Source organism: Pseudoalteromonas luteoviolacea NCIMB 1942, from assembly GCF_001625595.1.
GTDB lineage: Bacteria > Pseudomonadota > Gammaproteobacteria > Enterobacterales > Alteromonadaceae > Pseudoalteromonas > Pseudoalteromonas luteoviolacea_A.
Genome location: NZ_AUXT01000010.1, coordinates 20510 through 41806 on the forward strand (window position 1 = coordinate 20510; position 21297 = coordinate 41806).

Sequence of the window (21297 nt, forward strand, 5' to 3'; positions counted from 1 at the left end):
ACTCATGTTACTTTTCTCACTCGGCTATTGATGCTTTTAGAACCGTGTCGCAGTAAAGATAAGCATTAGGTGCTCGTGGTTCAATAAGCGTTTGCCGATATATACTACTCTAGTAGACAATCCCATATTGTCGAGCATATTTTAGTATAATATGAGCTTTATTTTGCTACCTGAAAATGATTGTAATACACGAAAGAAAAGGCGTTTGAAAAGAGTTGGGACGCAAAGCGATAACTCAATATTTCGTTAGTTTTATCAAGGAGGCGTGATGACCCCCGCAATAAATTTATTGAAACAGCAGAAGGTAGACTTTGAAGTGTTAAAGTTTAGGCACGACCCTAGTCTGTCCAATTATGCTCAAGAAGCGGCGACAAAGCTTAACCTAGATGAGCAGCAAGTGTTTAAAACTTTGGTCATAGATGTCGACGGAGCGCTATACATAGGTATAACACCAGCGAGTCAACAAGTTGATTTGAAGTCTTTTGCAAAGTCGATTTGTGGTAAAAAAGCACAAATGGCTGATAAAAATAGGGCGCAAACTGCGACAGGCTACCTTTTAGGGGGAATAAGCCCCTTTGGGCATAAGAAGAATATCCCAGTTGTGCTTCATGAAACGGCAAAGAAATATCCCAATATTTATGTCAGTGGCGGACGTCGTGGTCTAGAAATTTCTATATGCCCGAATATATTAATTAAGATTACAAAAGCAACGCTTGCTACTTTTTAACCAGATTTGTCTATAATTCGCAATAGTCAAACAAAAAAAAGTTGTGTTCAAAAATTTCAGCGTACATGTGTAAGCTATTAATTCTGGGCTACTTTTCCGCATAGTTTAGCTAATTCAGTAAAAATATCGTTAATTTTTTCATTTGAGCAATTGATCTAATTTTATTTTTATGCCGTAATGTAGGTATATCTATCTGGTCGGATGAGTTTATTATGAGTTTAAGAACACAGCTAAGAAAAATATTGCCAAGCATTTCAACCACAGAACAAGAGGCGTTAGACGCAGGGGATGTTTGGCTTGAAGGCTCTATCTATCAAGGAAAGCCAGATTTTGGCACATTAAGAGCGGTATCTGAAGCTAAGCTATCAGCTGATGAGCAAGCATTTTTGGATGGCCCTGTTAAAACTTTAATGTCGATGATCGACGAAAATCAGATCCAAAATTCTAAGCACTTGCCTGATCACATCTTAGATTTCTTGAAACAAGAAAGATTTTTCTCGCTAATTATACCAAAACAATATGGGGGCCTTGAGTTTAGTCCTTATGCAAACTCAACAATCGTTGGTACGATAGCTACGAAGTCGTCAGCAGTTGCTGTAACTGTTATGGTACCAAATTCACTAGGTCCTGGAGAGTTATTACTTCATTACGGTACAGCGGAGCAGCAAGCCCACTATCTGCCAAGACTTGCTAACGGACGCGATATCCCTTGCTTTGCCTTGACTAGCCCAGAAGCTGGCTCTGATGCAGGTGGCATTCCAGACCAAGGGATCGTTACTAAAGGCATGTACGAGGGCAAAGAAGTACTGGGCCTAGAAGTAACTTGGGACAAGCGTTATATCACACTTGCACCTATTGCAACGGTACTTGGTTTAGCATTTAAAGTATTTGACCCAGAAGGTTTGTTGGGCGGTAAAGAATCACTGGGTATTACTTGCGCGTTAATACCGAAGTCCCACTCAGGTGTCGAACTTGGAAACAGACATGACCCGATGGGTATCCGTTTTTACAACGGTACAACTCGCGGTAAGAAAGTATTTATTCCAATGGATTTCATCATTGGAGGTCAAAAGAATATTGGTCGTGGTTGGCAAATGCTGGTTAGTTGCTTAGGAGCGGGCAGAGGGATTTCTCTTCCAGCACTTGGGGTGTCATCTAGTCAGGTCGCCCTGAAATCAGCATCAGAATATGCCGCGGTACGTGAACAGTTTGGTCTTGCAATTGGCCAGTTTGAAGGTATTCAAGAAAAGCTCGCTGATATCGCTGGTAAAGCGTATTTACAAGAGTCTATGCGTGTTCTGACTACCGAAGGTTTAGGCATGGGCTTAAAGCCTTCAGTCGTCACTGCAATTGCAAAATATCATATGACTGAACTCGGCCGTGATGTATTGGACTCTGCAATGGACATCTTAGCGGGTAAAGCTATCCAAAACGGTCCTCAAAACACATTGGCCAGTGGCTATGTAGCTCAGCCAATTGCAATTACGGTTGAGGGAGCTAATATTCTGACTCGAAACCTGATGATTTTCGGTCAGGGGGTGATGCGTTGTCACCCATATCTGCAAAGTATGGTCGAGTCAATTCATAGCGAGTCTCCGACGGCTGATAAAGAGTTTAATAAGAGCCTTAGAAAGACCATTGGATATAGTGTAGGTAATGGGTTTAGAGCCTTTAAGCTAGGTGCTTTTCCATTCTTAGCGTCAGGTACATCAAGATTACCTGAAGTAGTAGAGTACGAAAAGGCTGCCCAACAGTTATCTGCAAAACTTGCTGTTTATGCCGACTTCTCACTGCTTGTGCTAGGCGGCAAGTTGAAGCAAGCAGAGTTATTGTCAGCAAGACTTGGTGATGTGATGAGCTTTGTGTATGCAGCTATGGCGTCCATTCGCTACTACGAGCAAAAAGTGTCTGAGAGTGACAGAGCCCAAGCAGCACCTTATTTCCATTACGCGACGCGCTACGCACTTGCAGAAGCTGAGAAAGCGTTACACAAGTTCTTGGATAACTTCCCAAACGCTGCAGCTAGACGATTTATGCGAATCGCTACGGTGAACTTTACACATCGCATGCCTAAAATTAGCGATGACATGATCCGTGAATTAGCAAAAGCTGCACAACTAGATACTGCGTTTAAACAGCAAATTACTCACTTAGTTAAGCCAACGCCAGACGATGGGCATGACATTAATGAGCAAGCTTATAAAGCAAAAATGGCTTGCTTAGAGTCACTTGCAAAAGTCAAAAAGGCATTGAAACGCAAAGAAATTAAAGCAGGTGTTAGCTTTGATGAAACGCTAAATAATGCTTTTGTTGCCCATGTAGTTAATGAGCAAGAATACATCAAGCTTGTCGACTATAACCGCAAGCGTGAAAAAGCAATACGCGTAGATGAGTATGATTTTGATTTAAACCTTATCGCCGATGAAAAAATTGACGAGGGGCTAAAAACAGCAATTAATCAGTAACCTTCCTTTTTCACCCGCTTATATCTATAAGCGGGTGTTTCATATAAACTGCACGAAAAGTTTCAATGATTAAAACAGATGCAGCCCATTCTTTACGAACAATTTCTTAATACTCGAAGTACCGATCAGTGTTTAGCGCTTTGGAATGGATGTGGCACGTTAGAAAAGTTTTCGATTGGCAGCCAATGTTATGTAGCAAAGGTGACTCAAGTTCCAGAAGACTTGCAGCATAGTAGTATTAAGCAAACGCGTTTTTCTCTTAATCGAAAAGTTAGAAGCTACGAAAAAGAGCAAATGTTTTACCAACATTGTGCGGATGCTTTGAAAGGTGTCTGTAACGTACCAAAAATGTTTGAGCTACATGCCGAACGCGGATTGTTTGTTACATTGCTTGAAGATTACGAAGCTAAAGGGTTCATAAATAAAAATTCTGCATGTACAGAAGATATACTTAAGATAATTGAGTGGCTGGCGAATTTTCATGCTACTTGGATGGAAAACTCTCAGGAACACTCGAAATTTGAACAATATGGGGCTGGTAATTATTGGCACCTCAAAACTCGGCCAGATGAGTTTAAAAAAATGCCTGATGGGTTGCTCAAGCAGAACGCTCACATTATCGATGATGCTTTATCGTCGACAAATTTCACAACTATGATCCATGGTGATGCCAAGCTTGCAAACTTTGCTTTTGATAGCAAAGGTGTGCTCGGTTACGACTTTCAGCATGTGGGAGTCGGGATTGGGTTGTCAGATGTAATGTTATTGCTGACTACCGTACTGGATAATCAAGGTTTAGAAGCGCGATGCGAATCGATGTTAGACGCGTATTTTAGAGCGTTAACAACGCAATTGAGAAAAGCGCACGGTGAAATAGACGGAAAACAAGTCGAAAGTGAGTGGAGACCTTTGTGGCCAATAATCTGGGCTGATTTTCATCGTTTTTTGGCTGGATGGAAGCCAGAACATCATAAAATCAATAATTATATGACGGCGCAGTCTAACCACATGCTAATTAAGAGGCGTTAACTATTCATGGAGTTTGCTCTTGTAAGTGCTTTATTTTGGGTAGGGTTTGACTACACACGCAAGCGCTTGGCTGCCTTTTTCCCAGCTCCTCTAATGTCGGTCGTTTTTAGCGCCTTAGTATTACCGTGTTACTTGATCTATTGGTTTTATGCAGATAAATCCGTCCCTGCTTTTCAATACTTTTATCCAGCGACAATCAGTGGCTTATTAGCAGGCATTGGCAGTGTCAGTTTTATCCGAGCCTTAGCTGTTGGTAAAGTAGCAGTGATGCTACCTATGCTTTCTTTAACTCCCGTAATTTCTGGCGTTTTCGCTTGGATATGGCTAGGTGAGTCATTAAGTTTTATTGAGGTTTCAGCCATTGCTGTTTTGGTGAGTGCTTCATTTATTCTGCAAGGTGGTAAGCTTACTTTTATAGAGCCGGGCAGCGGTTATATATTGCTAACGTCAATGTGTTGGGGTTGTTGTATTGTGTTTGATAAGCAGGCACTGAAGCTCAGCTCCATAGAGTTTCATGTTGTTTATATCACTCTTGTTGTGCTCGTTTTTAATGGATTGCTATTTAGACCAAAAATTGATCTGTCTAAATTGGTACAATATGCGGGTCTATGGGTGAGTGCAGCAGCTTGCTTCTCGTTTGCTGTTACGCTTCAATTTGTCGCATTGTTAGAAATCCAGCCCGGTATTTTGGAAGCGTTAAAGCGTGCTATTGGCATTATCGGTGCAGGCTTGATAGGGGTATATTTGTTTCAAGAAAAGTTAACCCCAACACAGTGGTCCTGCATTGGGGTTATTTTAGTAACTAGTGTAATCTTTTCTATTTGATTAGTTACACTTAGCTACTTTTCTCCATACATTTGAGAATACATCAGGGTGTGCGCCTTTTGACCACCAAGTAGAGTGATACTCGTATCCATTGTAAGATACTTTGTCGCCAATACGGTAGAACGTCGAAGCACTCCAAGCTGATAGGCCACTACAACCAGGAGGTGTAACTACGTCGTCAACAGTTACTTGTTTAACGATGCTGTCAAAGTCACCTGCAGAGTTAGTTACTTTAAGTGTTACATCGTAAGTACCTGCTTGCGCGTATGTGTGACTTAGAGAACCCTGAGAGCTTGAGTTTCCGTCACCGAATGTCCAGTTATAAGTGCCAACTGTCGAAGAGTTTGTGAATGTCGCTTTCAGACCTTCAGTCGTGAAGCTGAAGTTTGCAACAGGAACAGGATCACCGCCGCCACAACCTTGTGCTAAGTAATCATAAGCTGCTTTTGCTTGAACAATACCGTAACCGTATGAAGTATCACGACCTGCTGCACCTTTGTCTTTAGCAGTTGCATTAAGCGCTGCACGGATATCTGCGTTTGAACATTGTGGGAAGTTACTCCAAACTAGTGCCGCTACACCTGAAACGTGAGGCGTTGCCATCGATGTACCACTGATACTTCTGTAGCCACCGTTGTTCCATGTAGAGTTTACACTTACACCTGGGCCTGCAATCTCAACTTGGCTGTTATATTGTGAAAATGACGCTTTGTTTTCAGAGCTGTTTACTGCGGCAACAGAAACAACGTTGTTATAAGAAGCAGGATAGCTTAGCGCACTATTTCCGCCGTTACCTGCGGCAGCGATGTGCAGCATACCACGCTGGTAACTTTGGTCGAATGCATTGCGCTCAGCAGTTGAGCTGCCACTTCCACCTAAACTCATGCTAGTAATGTGAGAGCCAGCAGCTTCACATTGGTTAATCGCTTCAATTAGATCAGAACCATATGCCCAGCGACCAGAGTCATTGAAAACTTTAACAATATGAAGGCCAAGGTTACCAGATGGGTTAACACCCACAACACCAGTCCCGTTTTCACCTAGTGCAGCGATTGTGCCCGCAACGTGTGTACCATGACCGTTACCATCGTTGTACCAAAGACCTGTGTCATTAGAGCCGTAACCATCATCACCAGTTACGCCAGCACTAACTAAATCTTCGTGCGCACGATGATAACCGGTATCCATGATGCATACTTTGCGGTTAGCAGCTGCAGCGTCGCTTACAAGCTTAGCTTGTACCATATTGATACCGTAAGGAGTAGATTCAGCAAGTGGAGAGATACCCGCTTCAATTACTTCAGGAACGTAACGCTTTGGATCCACTTCAACCGTTTCAACATCACCGTTTTTCTCAAGCTCAGCCAACTGCGCAGGCGTTACCTCCATTACAACTGCATTAATATTTGGTAATGTTTTGATTGCAGTCGTATTTAAGTCATTTGCGAACAGCGATAATGACTGTGATTTAAACTCTGAAATTTCAGCGTTTGACATTGCAACAGGCAACGTATTTGTCATTGCTTCGCTTTTCAGAGTAACGATCATACGCTCGGTATTAGACGCGTGTGCTGTGGCAGCACCAAGCGCAGACGCAACGCCAAGGGCAAGTAAAGTACATTTAGTGCTTGTTAGAAAGTTGTGTTTCATTTTTGTTTGTCCTAGTTACATGTTGTTAACCATTTTAACTAAAACAGGTATTCGACTCACTGTCAACTGCGTGAAAAACATTCATTTTATCATCTTGATTAATGTATTTATAACATAAGTGTAATTTGAATTAAATTTTTGATTTTTTATTTGGTTTTGGATTGAATTTTAATAAAAGAGTCATTAAAAGATTAGAAATTTAATTCACTGTTAATGGTCATAATATTGTAATCTTTTTTATCATTGATGAATTGAGAAAAGTCCACTTGGCGCAGTTTATCTTCATGAATAGCTTTGTAGATAGGGGCAAATTCTTTTTTATATGGCCTAAAAATTGCTATCTTTTGAGTACCAATATATTTCACCAGTCCAAGTTGGAGTTTTTTGAGTTCGATCAGTAAATAGCCGCCCAATAATACATGTCCACCAATGGATACATCCAATTTAGAGTCATGTTCGTCGTCCCAATTTATACCGCCAATTTGTAACCTATCCCTGATCCCTAGTTCGACAGCTGCCTGGCTAACCCCAAATGCAATTGCATCGTTTGCGCACCAGATCAAATCTAAGTCTCTATAACGACGCAGGAGCCCACGTGATAATTCCAAAGCTCGCTGCTTTGACCATTGAGCATCTACCTTGTCAATTAAATTTATATTGGACACTCTGTTGGTATAGCTGAGTAGGCCTTGCTCTCTTTCTGTCGCTGCATTAGTCGCTATATCACCCAAAAATGCAAGCATTGACTGAGTGTTATCTTGTACTTCTTTTTGATTACCCTTGAGTGCTAACTCACGCGCTAGCATACTGCCAGCTTGGTAGTTATCGGGTAAGATTGATGCTTTTACGCCAAAGCCTTTGGCTGCAAGCCTTTTCTGTGCAAGTTTATCAGGACTGTTTAACAAAAAAAGAATATTCGGGTGGGATTTTTCCGACAACAAAAGAACCTCGGTAACAACGCGTTTTTCATCAACGAGTATTAGGTACTCTGCATCGGAATTTAGTGCCTGCTTAGTTAGTTCTTTCATTAAAATATGATTGCGTTCTGCGAATAACGTTGTTAATTCGATATTTGTGTCTTCTGCGACAGCATTCATGATGTTTGAAACATTGAACCAGAAATTACCAGTTGGGTTGTCACTGTTAAAGCCTGGGTTGATGAATGTTACTTTTAATGGCTGTGAAGCATGAGCGTTTATACTCGTTACACCAAGGACCAAAGGAAACATACTGAATACAAGCAAATATAAACAGATATAAATTTTCAAAATGTTAACGCCCTTTACACGTGGTTGCTCTTGTGCAGTTTGCATATTTATATATACTAGCGCAATTTAAGAAGGGGGGATTATGAAGTTTATAATTATTCTAGCAATTTTGTTGTCTGGTTTTGCACATAGCGGCGAAGTGCAAGATTTAAATCAGATCATGAAAAAGATGGGTCATGAATATAAACTTGCAGTAAAGGCTCAAGCCCCCAGTGAAATGTCTTTACACATTGGTGCATTTATTGAACTAGTGGAACTAGCCAAAACTCAAAGGTTTCAAGAAGGTAAGGCGAATGAGTCCATAAAAGGCCTTGAACAAACGATAGAACTTGCAAAGCAAGCTCGAAGTTTGGCCAGATCTAAAAACCTCGTTTCAGCCAAAGCAAAGCTAAAAAAAATAGATGACCTGCGTATTGAGTATCACAAGCTGCACGAGCCACCAAGTATTTGGGACTTGCTATTTGGGGGTTAATTTCGCCAGTCTAACTGCAAAGATATTTGACGCTGTGAAACAAAGGGGGCGTCTTCATCTGCTGTAGTTCTAAACTCACTATTTAACGCGTTTGATACTCTAAGGGTACTACTCAGCGTGTCAGTAAGTTGCCACTTTGCATAAGCATTAACCAGTGTTGAACTGGGCAATGGTTGCTCCGAAGAACTCACTCGGTGCTTTTTAAATCGGTGGGTAACTTCTGTTGATAACTCTATCTCACGCAAATTAAATTGATAAGTCACACTCATTTTTAGCGGCGCTACTCCCTGCACGTAATTGCCATTGTGTTGTTGTGCATGCTGTTTTGCGATATTCCATTTTAGGCTTTGTTGTGATGTGGGCTTAGTTTCCAGTGCGAATTCATACCCACCTATATTTACCCGGTTCAAGTTAATGTATGTCCTATCGTCATTCTCCAGCTTGGTACGTTCGATAAAATTATCTAGAGTACTTTTATACACATTTAGACGCCCTGAAAAAGAGGGGTGGGAGTAAATATAGTTTAGCTCTACTGTCCGACTTTTTTCTGGTTTAAGAAATTGGTTGCCAAACGTGTCTCCCCGAGGGGTAACACCGTTAAAATAAAGCTCTGTCATAGCGGGGAACCTAAATGCACTCCCATAAGATACTCTTAAAAAGTGATTTTTGAACTTCTGCTCTACCGAGCTTTGGTAGGAAAGATGATTATCTGAGCGATCACGTGCTTCATTCATTGCTTCGAAATAGTCGTAACGAGCACCTATGTTTACTTTAACATTATCGAGTTGAATGGCTGTGTCTACAAAGGGGGCGATATTCAGAGTACTGCCATCTATCAATACCTGATTTTGCGGTGCTGATGAAATAGGTGTTTCTCGGTCAGAGATTTTAATGCCTTCTCGTGCTAACCAATCGACCCCATAGCGCCACGAGGCAGTTTGTGTGTGGATGCTGGAGTATATATTGCTTCCATACGTGTGAGACTGATAACTGGTCAGATTTTCTCTGCTGCCAATACGCTCTACTTGGCTATCCCAATTTTGATAATGATGAAATACTTTTAGAAACCAACTGTCTGAATTTAGCGTGGCTTGAAATAAACTATGATTGTCCTTCGGGTATATTGCGATTTGCGAAGAAGGGTACTTGGCACTACTTTTCCCGATATCTTTACCCACAGCTGGTAACCAACTTAAGTTGTACTCAAGCCCTCCTGAAAAGCTACCTTGTTGATAAAGCAATGCTGCAAACTGTTTATAGCCAGTATTTAATGGCACTCCTGATGCAGACTCTTGATTGTCAGCCCGACGATAACTCACTAGAAAAGAGTTCGAGATGTTACCACTGCCAATGGAAAAGCTTGTGCCCTGATTGGGCGCTTGACGCGTTGCGCTAAATGTAGGGTGTTCCGGTTTTTTGGTCGTGAGATTCATCACTCCACCAATAGCACCAGAACCATGCATCATAGAGCTGGCACCTTTCTTTACTTCATACATTTGTACAAGTGACGGCGGCAAAAATGAGGCCGAGTTACCAGCTCTTCTGTCTGTGATGATAGGAATTCCATCTATATGGGTTCTAATTCGCCAACCTCCTAGACCACGAATACTATAACTTTGGAATAAACCACCTTGGCCCACCTTGTTAAGGCCAGAGAAACGTTCTAATTGTTCTGCAATATTTGTGTTAGATGAACTAAATATACTTGGAGATAATGTCTCTATGGCGCTATCAGTAAATATCTCTTCCTGTAGTAGGTTTTTTCCTGCATATACCTCAACAACTTCAATGTGGTTTAACGCAACAGCTAACCCCAGTAATTCAATCATATATCTCCATAAACATTGTTTTTTCCGTGGATTAATTGGTATTTGTTACTACACTTTGCTCGGATACCTATCGTTCTGAAAGATGTTAAATGTGTTCGTGTGAAGATTCAAACAATTTTGACGCTATGCAAATAGGTGTGTTTTGAAATCTGTGGTTCAACACCAGTAGTAATATTTAGCTGACCCGATAGGACGGCAATTTGTTACGAAAAAAAGGGATAAAACCAATGACACTTCTCCACCCCGTAAGTCTTGCTGTGGCAATAGCGCTCGGCGGAGCTGCATATTTAGCCTTTGAAAAGAATACCCAAGTAACCCCTTATGAAAAGAAAGCAGGCTTTCTAGAGAAAAAAGCAGCTAGCAAATCTCAGACACCAAAGCGGTATGATAAACCGAAAGAAGCCCATGAATTTTATGTACAACAGAGGCTACCAATAGGTGCTTCAGCACTGCCGACGGAAAAGTATTCAGCTGCACTGGCTCAAATAAAAAACATGCCGCATTATTCAATTGCCGAAAACTCAGTTCTATTTGATTATCAGCCTCAGCTGAATGCGCCTGATGGACAGAATCAACAGCTTGGAGATTGGAAAGAACTTGGCCCTGGTAACATTGGTGGCCGAACAAGAACACTTATTATTCATCCAACCAATCACGACATAATGTACACCGCTGGAGTTGCTGGAGGGGTATGGAAAACAACGGATGCTGGTGCATCTTGGCAGCCGTTGAGTGATCTTGCAACGAACTTAGCGGTGACAACTCTAACTTTTGACCCCAATAATGCAGATATTATCTACGCGGGTACTGGGGAAGGCTTTTTCAACTTTGATGCACTGAGAGGCGACGGGATATTCAAGTCTTCTGATGCGGGGACGACATGGGAGCAGATTGCTAGCACTGCAAGTAATGGTGATTTTCAATATATCAACAAGATAGCGTTTAGCAAAAATGATGCGAGTACAATGTATGCAGCGACGAGAACTGGTGTTCAAAAATCATTGGACGGCGGTGTTACTTGGAGCACTGCATTTGTTCCTGTCGGCGCTTCAGTAGGGTGTACAGATTTAACTGTTTTAAGCGAGTCTAGTGTCGATGTTTTGTTAACTGCATGTGGCTCTTTTAATACAGGTGGCGTACACCGCAGTACAGATGCGGGCGCAAATTGGGTGCAGGTTATTAATGGTGCAAACCAAGGGCGAACAACCATTGCCGTTGCGCCATCTGACAATAATATAATTTATGCCTTGTCTGCTAATAGAAACTCGCATGCGATGGACGCGGTTTATAAATCTACAGACATGGGCGCCACCTGGGTAACTACGGTAACACAAGATACAGGCGATTCATTCACCAAATTGCTTTTAAGTAATACGGTATTTGGATTGTTTGATCAGTGCTTTGGAGGTACGGCTCAGTTCTTTAATCAAGGCTGGTACGATAACATTATCGCTGTAGATCCAGTGAATCCTGATGTCGTTTGGACTGGGGGTATTGATGTATTCCGTTCTGATGACGGTGGTCAATCTTTCGTACCTGCAAGCGTTTGGTGGTTTGACCCAACAAATCCACAATATGCGCATGCCGACCATCATGAAATCGTGTTCCACCCTGATTATAATGGGACAACGAATACCACAATGTTTGTCGGTAATGACGGGGGTATTCAAAGAACCGATAATGCTCTCGCGGGCCGCTTGACCCTTGATGAGGTGTGCGGTAATACAGCTGCTGATCCTGCCCAAAGAGTAAGTTGGTCAACATTAAATAATGGATATGCTGTAACTCAATTTTACCATGGTACTGTTAAGCCCAATGGAGAAAGCTACTTTGGGGGGACCCAAGATAATGGCACGTTATCTGGTCAAGATGGCGGGTTTAATAGTTGGACTGAAATACTGGGTGGTGATGGTGGTTGGACAGCAATAGATCCGACAAACCCAGATATTATGTTTGCGGAAAATACGGGGCTTTCGATTCAAAAGTCTACCAATGGTGGTCAAAGCTTCAGTGCCGCAACGACTGGCATTTCAGGGGATAATGGGTTTCCGTTTATTACTCGATTTGAAATGGCACCTTCAAATCCACAAGTATTATGGATTGGTGGTAATCAACTATGGCGTACTAGCGACCAAGCTGAAAGTTGGTCTGCTGCTTCCGGAGCTTTAAACGGATCTGTGTATTCAATAGGGATAGCACCAAATACAGAAAATGCGGTTGCAGCTGGTACTAATGGCGGTTCAATTTACGTGTCATACAGTGCCGAGCAAGCTGACACTCAAACCCAATGGGTAGAGGCGACACCTGTGGTTGGCGCGACGGTGAGTTCTATCGCGTTTGATCCCCAAGACAATCAAATTATATACGCAACCTTATCTAATTTTGATGTAACCCATGTTTGGAAGACAACTGATGGGGGTCAAAATTGGCAAGCTATGGACAATGGATTGCCTAATGTGCCTGCTATCACAATTGCTGTAGACCCAGTGGATACTCAAAGACTGTTTGTTGGTACTGACTTGGGCGTATTTGTATCCGTAGATGGTGGCATGAACTGGATGGCTGATGGATCAGGTCTTGCTAATACTAATATTGCGAAACTTGCTATTAAGGGTTCTGAGCTATTTGCTTTCACTCATGGGCGCAGCGCGTATAAAGTTGCGATTAAGAACGAAGCAAATCGCATCTTAGAGATTGAAGAAGACACTGAGTTGATGTTAAGTGACGTGCTGGTCGATGAATTTGGGCAGGCCTATGACTCAATTGAAATTGTTCAAACTTCAGAAAACGGGATGTTACTTTCAGGAGACCAAGCATTAGAAGTGGGTTCGCAAGTAGCACAGGCTGATTTTGCGAGTGTTAAATATAAACCAAACGACAATTTCAATGGTGACGACGCATTCACTTTCAGAGGTACAACAAACGAACCAACGGATACGCCAAATAACGATGGTGTAGCGGATGAACATACTATCGATATCACGGTAAAAGCTGTTAATGATGCGCCAGCCATTCAGCAGTTGGACGATTTAAATTTATATATTGATGAGCTAGTTGAAATTGACTTCAAGGAGCATATTGAAGACGTAGACAATGACCAGCTTATGATTTCATTGGAGCCTTCAGTGCCAGGTATGTCGTTTATAGATGGCGTGCTCTCTGGAAGACCGTTTACAGAATTTACTCAACAAATGACGTTAATGGTGGGTGATGGTGAATTAGAGGCTACACAGTCGTTTAGGTTAGATATCGATGAGCCGCCTAAGCGCGCACCTATGATCGAAGAAGGACAGTCGTTTGAAGTGCAAGAAAATAACCAAGAAGGGACTTCAGTCGGTATACTAGAGTTTAGTGACCCTGATCCTGACATATCACCAGTCGAAGGGTTTATGGTTCTAGACGAAGTACCTTTTATGATTGACGCAACGGGTGAAATCTTTGCGACAGTAGAGCTAGATTACGAAATGGAGAATGATTACAGTTTCTTTGTACGCGCTATTGATACTTTAGGAAACAGCTCAGATTATACGGAAGTAAATGTATCTGTAACAAATGATCCTGCGGATGACGAGATTGTTGATCCAGTAATCGACGAAGGGCAAGTATTTGAAGTGGTTGAGAACCCAGAGATCGGTACTGTTATTGGTATGCTAGAGTTTAATGACTCTGATGACTCTCCTGTTGAATCGTTCGAAGTTTTGGGTAATGTCCCATTTGAAGTTAACACCAGTGGTGGTGTGACGGTATCAGGTGAGATTGACTTTGAAACGCATGAATACTTTGAATTCGCGGTGAAAGCGATTGGAAGTAAAGGCAACAGTTCTGACTACACGAAAGTTAACGTAACAGTTATTGATGATCCAAATGATCAGGGCGCCGACAATCAAGAACCAGCGATCCCAACCGGGCAAGTATTTGAAATAAGAGAAAATGCTGCTTTAGGTACTATTGTAGGCCAACTGGAATATTTTGACCCAGACCCAGATACAACACCTGTAAAAGAGTTTTTTGTAATAGGTAATGCGCCTTTCAGTATTGAACCAAATGGAGACATTGTCGTTCGTGGTAACTTAGACTTTGAATTCCAAAGTGTAATTAAGTTTGGTGTGAGAGCCCAAGATACCGATGGAAACACGTCTGAATATACAGAAGTAACCGTTAACTTAATTGACGTAAGAGGTAATGACGACGATGACAATGACGGTGATTCAGGTTCACTAGGATTCTTAACGCTGTTAAGTTTACCATTAGCGTTGTTAAGAAGACGTAAGCGTTAAACTTAAAAAGGTACAAATAAAGCGGCGATAGCCGCTTTTTTTTCGGCATTTTCTGTGAAATTAGGGGAGGTGAAATAATGGGTTGTTTTTGAGGTGTACGATTAGAAATATGGACAAGCACTTTGAGAATAAAGTGCTCGGTTTGATAAAAGCATTAAAAAATTAACGCTTTTTCTTTTTGTTACCTTGAACAGCTTTAAAACGAGGGTTAGTTTTACAGATTACATAAACTTTTCCACGACGTTTTACAACTTGGCATCCAGGTCTGCTTTTCGCGCTTTTTAATGAACTTAAAACTTTCAACTTATGCTCCTTTACTAGTGATTTAAATTTTACGTACCAAATAGCGTCTAGGCATCGCTACTAATGAAAGTAAGCGATGCCCAACATAGTGCTTTGTCTATTACTTAGATGTAGAAGCGATATTTTTAAAGCGGCGGTTGAACTTAGCAACACGGCCATCGCTAGCAACGATTTTCTGCTTACCTGTATAAAACGGGTGAGAAGCACTTGAAACATCGATTGGAACGTACGGGTACTCTTTACCATCAATTTCAACTGTTCTATCAGATTTGATAGTTGAGCCAACGATAAAGTACTTGTCTACTGCAGTGTCATGAAATGCAACAGCTTGATAATCCGGGTGGATATTTGCTTTCATATTAAATTAAAACCTTATGAAATGTGATAACGTCACAATATTATTCTATTTGAGAATAGTTTTCAATTAATTCCAATAATTATTTTTTTGGGGAGTTTTGCTTACTGTTTGTACTAATTAGCAAATTGTTACTGGATCTTCGACATCAGACTGTTATAACTAGGAACTAGATCGAGAAAGAGGATAACGCCGTGACTGAAGAATCACAACAATTAGACAATGGTGTCATTGCGGAATTGCAAAATAAGGATCATTCATCTTTAGCTCAACAACTAGATGGACTAACTTGCGATCACAGTGACATTGTAGAATTACTTGCGCAATATCAAGTTTTGAGTGAGCAGGACGATGATCAAAAATTTGATAATTGGTATGACAATTTATGTGAAGATCAACTGAGAGTACTGAAAAGCTTTGAAATATATCGTGCTCACTATGAAGGTACTAATTAGATAAACCACATCCAAAGCCAGCGTTGTTGTATTAAAACTATTTGTAAAGCCACATGTTGCTATAGTGGCTTTCTAATGCGCTTGTCATTTGATAATTTAACCTAATTGCAGGTTATTTATTGAAAATACTGTGATTTTCTAACAAATCGATAAATCATATTTTTGCATTAAACTCTCAATGTATTTTTCGCGCAGTGACGAACTTCTTTCATGGCTAGCATGATGGCTGAGTGCTCGATTTAGCAGTTTAATTGCATCATGAAGCTGGCCTCTTAATTCAACAGCAATAGTATGTTTCGTTCTATCATCAGTAATGGAGTCCACAATGGCTCGACCAAGATCGATAAAAACGACTTCTTCGATAAGTCCATTTAAACTTATTACGCCATACTTGCTACATAAAAATTGCTGCCAAACCTGCTGAATATGCTCCACGATATCTTCTGAAAACCTGTCATCTTGAGAAACAATGCCTTTTTGAGCGCATGTCTGTAAAGTCATAATATACTTTTGTTGGAAGAGCTCAAATGCATGGCTGGATTGAGTCACTGAATTCTTTACTAATATTTGTGCCCATTCAATAAGACCCCGGGGATAATAATCTGTAATCTCTATACATTCGTATAACCCAAGATAAGAACTACATTTGATCTGATTCTCGATACTATAGCTTGCATTTGGAAAAAGACTGCTGTCTTGCCATAGCTGAAGCTGTGATGAATCGATTTTCAATAAACTGCATAACTCTTGGGTGTCATAAAAGTTCGTTTTAAGGTACTCAGAAAGTCGCATCTTTGATACTGGTTAAATGTACAGTATTTTGATTGTGTATTAAATCCCAAGTTTACGCAAGAAAATTCGTAATTCTTTATTTTTGCTCTCGGCATACCGAGCCAATTGTGTTACAACATATCGTATATTCACAATCAGTTAGAATTTGCATGCGAAGTATACAAACCATAAAAAAAGCCAGCTTAATTACAGCTATAAAAACGCCATATAAGATGAATGGGGAGGTTGACCTAGTAGCTTATGATGCATTGGTGGAAATACAGATAGAAGCCGGTGTCGATGGTATTATTGTAGGTGGTACAACTGGCGAAGGTCAGTTAATGAACTGGGAAGAGCACTTAATGCTGATAGCACACAGTGTTAGTAAGTTTTCTGAACGGCTGATTATTGTAGGAAATACAGGTAGTAATAATACTCGTGAAGCTATTAAGGCAACAGAGTATGGTTTTGCTTCGGGTATGGATGCGGCGCTTCAGATAAACCCTTATTATGGCAGAACTTCTATCGACGGGGTGATGGAGCATTTCAATCGTGTATTAGAAATTGGACCTGCATTTGTTTACAACGTACCAGGTCGTACAGGACAAGACTTAACCCCTGATATTATCGAACCACTATCAAAGAGTAAGCACTTTATTGGTGTTAAAGAGTGTGCTGGTAATGAGAGAATTGCGCGTTATGAAGCACAAGGTATTGCGTGCTGGTCTGGAAACGATGATGAAGCCCATGACGGACGACACCTGTTCCAGTCACATGGGGTAATTTCTGTAACTTCAAACCTAGTACCTAAGTTGTTTAGGCAACTAATGGATGAGCGCAGTGATGCATTGAACAAAGAGTTAAACCCCTTGGTAAATTGGTTGTTTTGTGAGCCAAACCCAATTGCGATCAATACAGCACTGATCATGACTGGTGCGGTGAGCCCAGTATTTAGGCTGCCTTATGTGCCTTTGAATAAAGAGCAGCAATTGCAGGGACAAGCACTCATCAATGCGCTTGATGAACAATATATCGTTGGCGGAAAAGCAAATTTAGTAGATGATACGCTACTTAAGCTTTGTTAAAGTCAATTAATGACGTATAATCTGCGACCCTCATTATTGGTCGCAGGTTTGTCGTTATGAATTTTAAATCGTTTAGTTTCCCAGAGCCTATGTTAGAAGCCTTAGATGATATTGGCTTCAAAGAGCTTACTCCTATTCAACAAGCGGCCATTCCTGTTATCAGAAAAGGGCACGATGTACTGGCGACTGCGCAAACAGGAACAGGTAAAACAGCTGCTTTTGCGCTACCTGTGATCCACAACCTTTTAAAAGGTACTTCATTGTCATCTCCCCGCGCACTTGTCCTTGCACCTACTCGAGAATTAGCCGAGCAAATTGCAAATAATTGTGAGTCTTTCTCAAAAAATACAACTTTGCGCACAGTTGCCGTTTTTGGTGGTGTAAGTGTAGAAGGGCAAACACAGCGTCTAGCTCAAGGCGCAGATATTGTCGTTGCAACGACGGGTAGGTTACTTGACTTGGTAAGACTGGGCAGTGTTGACTTGTCAAATATTGAGCATTTAGTGCTAGATGAAGCTGATCGTATGTTAGATATGGGCTTTATCGACGAAATGCGAAAAGTGATAGGTCTTGCTCGTGAAGATAAACAACTATTACTCTTCTCCGCGACTTTCCCGTCAGAAGTAAAACAGTTTGCTAAGCAAGTTCTAAAGGAGCCAAAGCTTGTTCAAACTGCACCAGAAAATACAACTGCGGAGACGGTACGTCATGTTGTTTACCCTGTAGAACAGCAACGCAAAAAAGAGTTGTTATCTGAACTAATTGGTAAGAAAAATTGGCTGCAGGTGCTTGTTTTTGTGAACATGAAAGATGATGCAGATGATATTGTCAAAGAGCTTGAGCTTGATGGGATAGCTGCGACTGTATGTCACGGAGATAAAAAGCAAGGTGCGAGACGTCGAGCTTTGAGAGAGTTTAAAGAAGGTAATGTACGTGTACTTGTTGCAACTGAGGTTGCTGCGCGCGGTATCGATATCGAAGGTTTGCCACGTGTTGTTAACTTCGACTTACCATACCTTGCAGAAGACTATGTACACAGAATTGGCCGGACTGGTCGAGCAGGTAACTCTGGGCAAGCTATTTCATTTGTAAGTAGAGAAGAAGAACAATTCTTATTGCATATTGAAACTTTGATTGGTCAAAAAATCAAACGTTATTATTTGCCTGGCTATGAGGTTGCGAATCGAGATAATCTCATCGAAAATCTCAGTAAAAAGCCTAGCCATCAAAGACGAAAAGCGCGCACAAACCGACCTAGCAATCAAGCAAGCGGCGAGGCGAGAGCAAAAAACCGCAGTAAGGTGAGCTCGGTTAGAAGCCGATTGAAGGGTGTAAAACTGAAATTGGATAAATAAAGCGTTAATTGTTAACGAATAGTAGATAGTGGTTTGAACTTCATACCACTATCTACTTAACCTTGCCTGCTTTTGTGTTTAATAGCCAAGACTGCATTTCGACCAACCGGCTTTGCGTACGCTCAAACTCGAACGACAATTGCTCTCCTACATACAGTGAATCTAACGAGCAGTTAGCTGAAATAACAACAAGCTTGTTACGATCATAAAACTCGTCTACCAGTGCAATAAATCGCCTTGCCTCATCATCTAAGCTACGAGTTTTTAATGCTGAATTTTGACGCATGTATCCATCTTCAACCCCCTGAGCGACTTGGTTTCGGGCGGGCGATGAGCCCATCTGTACAACTGACTGAATAAAAATTACTTCATATCGGTTCGCTAACTCAATGTAATCGGCTGTTGCCCTTGGTGAAGAGCATAAAGACATAAAGTCAAATAGAAGCGCAGAGGGGGAGGTGCCAATTATTGGAATTAAACGGCTCAGTAATTCAATGTCAGCGTGAGTTCTAGTACCTGAAAGTTCGGAGAATAACGCGTCAAACATCTCTTGGTTATCGTGAAAATAAAAGCGGTTGTCGAATCTATTTCTAAAACGATGATCAATGTCTCCTGATATTCCAACTATTTCACAGTGTGTTATGAGTAAGTCGATAGTCGGCTCAAATCGAATTCTTTGTAGCCCATTTTTGTATAGTTCACTAGGGTGGGAATTAGAGGTAGCAACAAAAATGATACCGGATTTGATAAATGCTTCTATTAAACCTGCCAATATCATCGCATCCCCTATGTCTTTGACAAAGAATTCATCAAAGCAAAGCACCTTGGTGTCTTTAGCCCACACCTTAGCTATTTTTTGTAATGGATTGGTCGTTCCTTGAATTTCTTTCAGCTGCTGATGCACTTGTGCCATAAAATGATGAAAGTGTAATCTTCGTTTTTTCTTAGAGTTAATTTCTTCGAAGAATAAGTCCATTAAAAAAGACTTTCCACGGCCCACAGGCCCATAGAGGTATATGCCTTTTTTAACTTTTTTACGTTCGATTTGAAGTAACAACTCATCTAATGTGGAGATTGCGTAACTTTGAGCCTCATCAAAGGTTAACGTGCCTTGATTAATAAGCTGGTTGTATCGAGTTTGAATGATGCGCATTTAATTTATAATGGAATATACATTGCAGGCTATATTAGCTTGGTATAAAAAGAATATGAAGAATGAAATATGCCTTTGTCGTTATATGAGTGCTAGGTTTTGATATTTACATGGTAGAAAAGGGCATTAATCTAGGAAATTCATCCGCGCAAAAAAATGACTATGTCAAATTGACCATCATAATTCGATTTACCTGTTATTGATGCATTAAATTAAAGGTGATAAACATACCGCCTTTTAAAAATCTTTATTTATAAGAACTAAGATCGGTAAATTCTGTTTCACATACCTTCTTAATTACCGGATGTTTAGCCATCGACTTCAAGTAGCTCGCTAAGTGCTCAAATTGGAGAGGTGGTTTATTTAATTCGTCTGCCCAAATGCAGAGCATAAATAAGTAACAATCACAAATGGTGAATTTATCGTTCACAACATAGCTTTTGCCAGCCAGATGACGGTTAATTATTTCAAACATACTACCTAGGCGACTTTGCTGCGTTTTAATTATGTCATCGTACATTAACGCACTTTGAGTATGGCGCTCTGGGTAGAAATAAATCATCAACTCTGCTTGAACTGTGGTTGTAAAGTACATAAGCCACTGGTAAAACTCGCCTTTTGTTTTTGGCTCTGAAGGTATTAATCTAGATTCAGGGTGCTTTTCAGCGAGATATAAGCAGATGGCACCACTTTCAAATAATACAAAGTCGTCGTCTACTAAAGTCGGGATCCTTCCTGTTGGGTTGAGTCTTAAATACTGGGCAGATTTGTGAGCATGTTTTTTTCTATCTACAAGTTCAAGTTGGTAGGGTACGTCGAGTGCTTCTAAAACAAAATGTGGGGCTAGACTGGCGTTACGTGGGTAATAAAACAAAGTGTACATAGCTGGCCTTATCATCTAATTTTATTGACTGGAAAGCTCCTTTTATGATTATTCCTTAAGGACTTTAGGACAGCATTTGAATAATAACAAATAAAACCATCTATTTTTATTCAAAAATTTATATCCAGCAAGAGTCGTTTACAAGATTAACCATTACTTTCTTAAGCGTTAATGATTTTACCTTAACTAGGTATTTAATGTAAATAGGAATTGGATGGTGGTCCTAATTAATGAATATCATTATGTATAAAATATATGCATTGATTAGGAAGGAAAATCTTAAGGGCACAATATGATTTCACATATAATGCCCTTGTTTAGCTACTAAGGAGTATAGTAGATCGGAGAGTTAGGGCCAACTGGAAGACCGAAACCCGGCGTTTTTCAAGGTAGTT

The 21297-nt window shown here is 40.8% G+C and carries 17 protein-coding genes; 9 read left to right on the top strand and 8 right to left on the bottom strand.

The genetic code is table 11. From position 1 onward, the window contains the following. Positions 1 to 268: 268 nt before the first annotated feature. From ybaK to N482_RS01410, 4 genes are all read left to right on the top strand, one after another. Entirely contained in the window at positions 269 to 727 is a 459-nt protein-coding gene (gene ybaK / locus N482_RS01395; protein ID WP_063375385.1) for a Cys-tRNA(Pro) deacylase, read from the top strand. 212 nt (positions 728 to 939) lie between these two features. Further along, positions 940 to 3192: an acyl-CoA dehydrogenase gene (locus N482_RS01400; RefSeq protein WP_063375386.1), complete on the top strand. Its 2253-nt coding sequence runs from the start codon at positions 940 to 942 to the stop codon at positions 3190 to 3192. Positions 3193 to 3270: 78 nt separating this feature from the next. After that, positions 3271 to 4221: a phosphotransferase gene (locus N482_RS01405; protein WP_063375387.1), complete on the top strand. Its 951-nt coding sequence runs from the start codon at positions 3271 to 3273 to the stop codon at positions 4219 to 4221. A gap of 6 nt (positions 4222 to 4227) precedes the next feature. Further along, positions 4228 to 5046, top strand: coding sequence for an EamA family transporter (locus N482_RS01410; protein WP_063375388.1), 819 nt, complete (start codon positions 4228 to 4230; stop codon positions 5044 to 5046). Here N482_RS01410 and N482_RS01415 read toward each other — a convergent pair whose 3' ends face one another. Together N482_RS01415 and N482_RS01420 are read right to left on the bottom strand one after the other, a co-directional pair. Beyond that, complete coding sequence (locus N482_RS01415) at positions 5047 to 6696, bottom strand: S8 family serine peptidase (protein WP_063375389.1); 1650 nt, start codon at positions 6694 to 6696, stop codon at positions 5047 to 5049. A 191-nt stretch (positions 6697 to 6887) separates the two neighbouring features. Then, positions 6888 to 8009 (bottom strand): ABC transporter substrate-binding protein, encoded by a 1122-nt coding sequence (locus tag N482_RS01420; RefSeq protein WP_081227635.1) that lies wholly within the window; start codon positions 8007 to 8009, stop codon positions 6888 to 6890. 37 nt (positions 8010 to 8046) lie between these two features. On the opposite strand from N482_RS01420, the gene N482_RS01425 reads away from it, so the two are divergent. After that, positions 8047 to 8436 carry a cytochrome b562 gene (locus tag N482_RS01425; RefSeq protein WP_063375390.1) on the top strand — a complete coding sequence of 130 codons (390 nt, stop codon included), beginning with the start codon at positions 8047 to 8049 and terminating at the stop codon, positions 8434 to 8436. Here N482_RS01425 and N482_RS01430 read toward each other — a convergent pair. Then, complete coding sequence (locus tag N482_RS01430) at positions 8433 to 10265, bottom strand: TonB-dependent receptor (RefSeq protein ID WP_063375391.1); 1833 nt, start codon at positions 10263 to 10265, stop codon at positions 8433 to 8435. The genes N482_RS01425 and N482_RS01430 overlap by 4 nt on opposite strands. 227 nt (positions 10266 to 10492) lie before the next feature. On the opposite strand from N482_RS01430, the gene N482_RS01435 reads away from it, so the two are divergent. Next, complete coding sequence (locus tag N482_RS01435; RefSeq protein WP_063375392.1) at positions 10493 to 14542, top strand: rhombosortase-dependent cadherin domain-containing protein; 4050 nt, start codon at positions 10493 to 10495, stop codon at positions 14540 to 14542. 162 nt (positions 14543 to 14704) lie between these two features. Here the strand turns inward: N482_RS01435 and ykgO are convergent, their stop codons facing one another. Both ykgO and N482_RS01445 read right to left on the bottom strand, forming a co-directional pair. Next, positions 14705 to 14845 (bottom strand): type B 50S ribosomal protein L36, encoded by a 141-nt coding sequence (gene ykgO, locus N482_RS01440; RefSeq protein WP_063365231.1) that lies wholly within the window; start codon positions 14843 to 14845, stop codon positions 14705 to 14707. A 100-nt stretch (positions 14846 to 14945) separates the two neighbouring features. Next, positions 14946 to 15203: a type B 50S ribosomal protein L31 gene (locus N482_RS01445; protein ID WP_063375393.1), complete on the bottom strand. Its 258-nt coding sequence runs from the start codon at positions 15201 to 15203 to the stop codon at positions 14946 to 14948. A 191-nt stretch (positions 15204 to 15394) separates the two neighbouring features. On the opposite strand from N482_RS01445, the gene N482_RS01450 reads away from it, so the two are divergent. Continuing rightward, positions 15395 to 15655, top strand: coding sequence for a hypothetical protein (locus N482_RS01450; protein ID WP_063375394.1), 261 nt, complete (start codon positions 15395 to 15397; stop codon positions 15653 to 15655). A 138-nt stretch (positions 15656 to 15793) separates the two neighbouring features. On the opposite strand, the gene N482_RS01455 is transcribed toward N482_RS01450, so the two are convergent. Further along, positions 15794 to 16447 carry a DUF6058 family natural product biosynthesis protein gene (locus tag N482_RS01455; protein ID WP_063375395.1) on the bottom strand — a complete coding sequence of 218 codons (654 nt, stop codon included), beginning with the start codon at positions 16445 to 16447 and terminating at the stop codon, positions 15794 to 15796. A gap of 149 nt (positions 16448 to 16596) precedes the next feature. Here N482_RS01455 and dapA point away from each other — a divergent pair, with 149 nt between their 5' ends. Beyond that, positions 16597 to 17511 (top strand): 4-hydroxy-tetrahydrodipicolinate synthase, encoded by a 915-nt coding sequence (gene dapA / locus N482_RS01460; RefSeq protein WP_063375396.1) that lies wholly within the window; start codon positions 16597 to 16599, stop codon positions 17509 to 17511. 56 nt (positions 17512 to 17567) lie between these two features. Continuing rightward, positions 17568 to 18866: a DEAD/DEAH box helicase gene (locus N482_RS01465; protein ID WP_063375397.1), complete on the top strand. Its 1299-nt coding sequence runs from the start codon at positions 17568 to 17570 to the stop codon at positions 18864 to 18866. A 52-nt stretch (positions 18867 to 18918) separates the two neighbouring features. Here the strand turns inward: N482_RS01465 and zapE are convergent, their stop codons facing one another. Both zapE and N482_RS01475 read right to left on the bottom strand, forming a co-directional pair. Further along, a complete protein-coding gene (zapE, locus tag N482_RS01470; protein ID WP_063375398.1) occupies positions 18919 to 20019 on the bottom strand; it encodes a cell division protein ZapE in 1101 nt (366 codons plus the stop codon). Positions 20020 to 20266: 247 nt separating this feature from the next. Then, on the bottom strand, positions 20267 to 20902 hold the full coding sequence (locus N482_RS01475) for a glutathione S-transferase family protein (protein WP_063375403.1): 636 nt from the start codon (positions 20900 to 20902) through the stop codon (positions 20267 to 20269). Positions 20903 to 21297: the final 395 nt, after the last annotated feature.

Coding starts and splice junctions, on each gene's coding strand:
- ybaK (WP_063375385.1), top strand. CDS start 269: ATGACCCCCGCAATAAATTTATTGAAACAGCAGAAGGTAGACTTTGAA.
- N482_RS01400 (WP_063375386.1), top strand. CDS start 940: ATGAGTTTAAGAACACAGCTAAGAAAAATATTGCCAAGCATTTCAACC.
- N482_RS01405 (WP_063375387.1), top strand. CDS start 3,271: ATGCAGCCCATTCTTTACGAACAATTTCTTAATACTCGAAGTACCGAT.
- N482_RS01410 (WP_063375388.1), top strand. CDS start 4,228: ATGGAGTTTGCTCTTGTAAGTGCTTTATTTTGGGTAGGGTTTGACTAC.
- N482_RS01415 (WP_063375389.1), bottom strand. CDS start 6,696: ATGAAACACAACTTTCTAACAAGCACTAAATGTACTTTACTTGCCCTT.
- N482_RS01420 (WP_081227635.1), bottom strand. CDS start 8,009: ATGCAAACTGCACAAGAGCAACCACGTGTAAAGGGCGTTAACATTTTG.
- N482_RS01425 (WP_063375390.1), top strand. CDS start 8,047: ATGAAGTTTATAATTATTCTAGCAATTTTGTTGTCTGGTTTTGCACAT.
- N482_RS01430 (WP_063375391.1), bottom strand. CDS start 10,265: ATGATTGAATTACTGGGGTTAGCTGTTGCGTTAAACCACATTGAAGTT.
- N482_RS01435 (WP_063375392.1), top strand. CDS start 10,493: ATGACACTTCTCCACCCCGTAAGTCTTGCTGTGGCAATAGCGCTCGGC.
- N482_RS01445 (WP_063375393.1), bottom strand. CDS start 15,203: ATGAAAGCAAATATCCACCCGGATTATCAAGCTGTTGCATTTCATGAC.
- N482_RS01455 (WP_063375395.1), bottom strand. CDS start 16,447: ATGCGACTTTCTGAGTACCTTAAAACGAACTTTTATGACACCCAAGAG.
- dapA (WP_063375396.1), top strand. CDS start 16,597: ATGCGAAGTATACAAACCATAAAAAAAGCCAGCTTAATTACAGCTATA.
- N482_RS01465 (WP_063375397.1), top strand. CDS start 17,568: ATGAATTTTAAATCGTTTAGTTTCCCAGAGCCTATGTTAGAAGCCTTA.
- zapE (WP_063375398.1), bottom strand. CDS start 20,019: ATGCGCATCATTCAAACTCGATACAACCAGCTTATTAATCAAGGCACG.
- N482_RS01475 (WP_063375403.1), bottom strand. CDS start 20,902: ATGTACACTTTGTTTTATTACCCACGTAACGCCAGTCTAGCCCCACAT.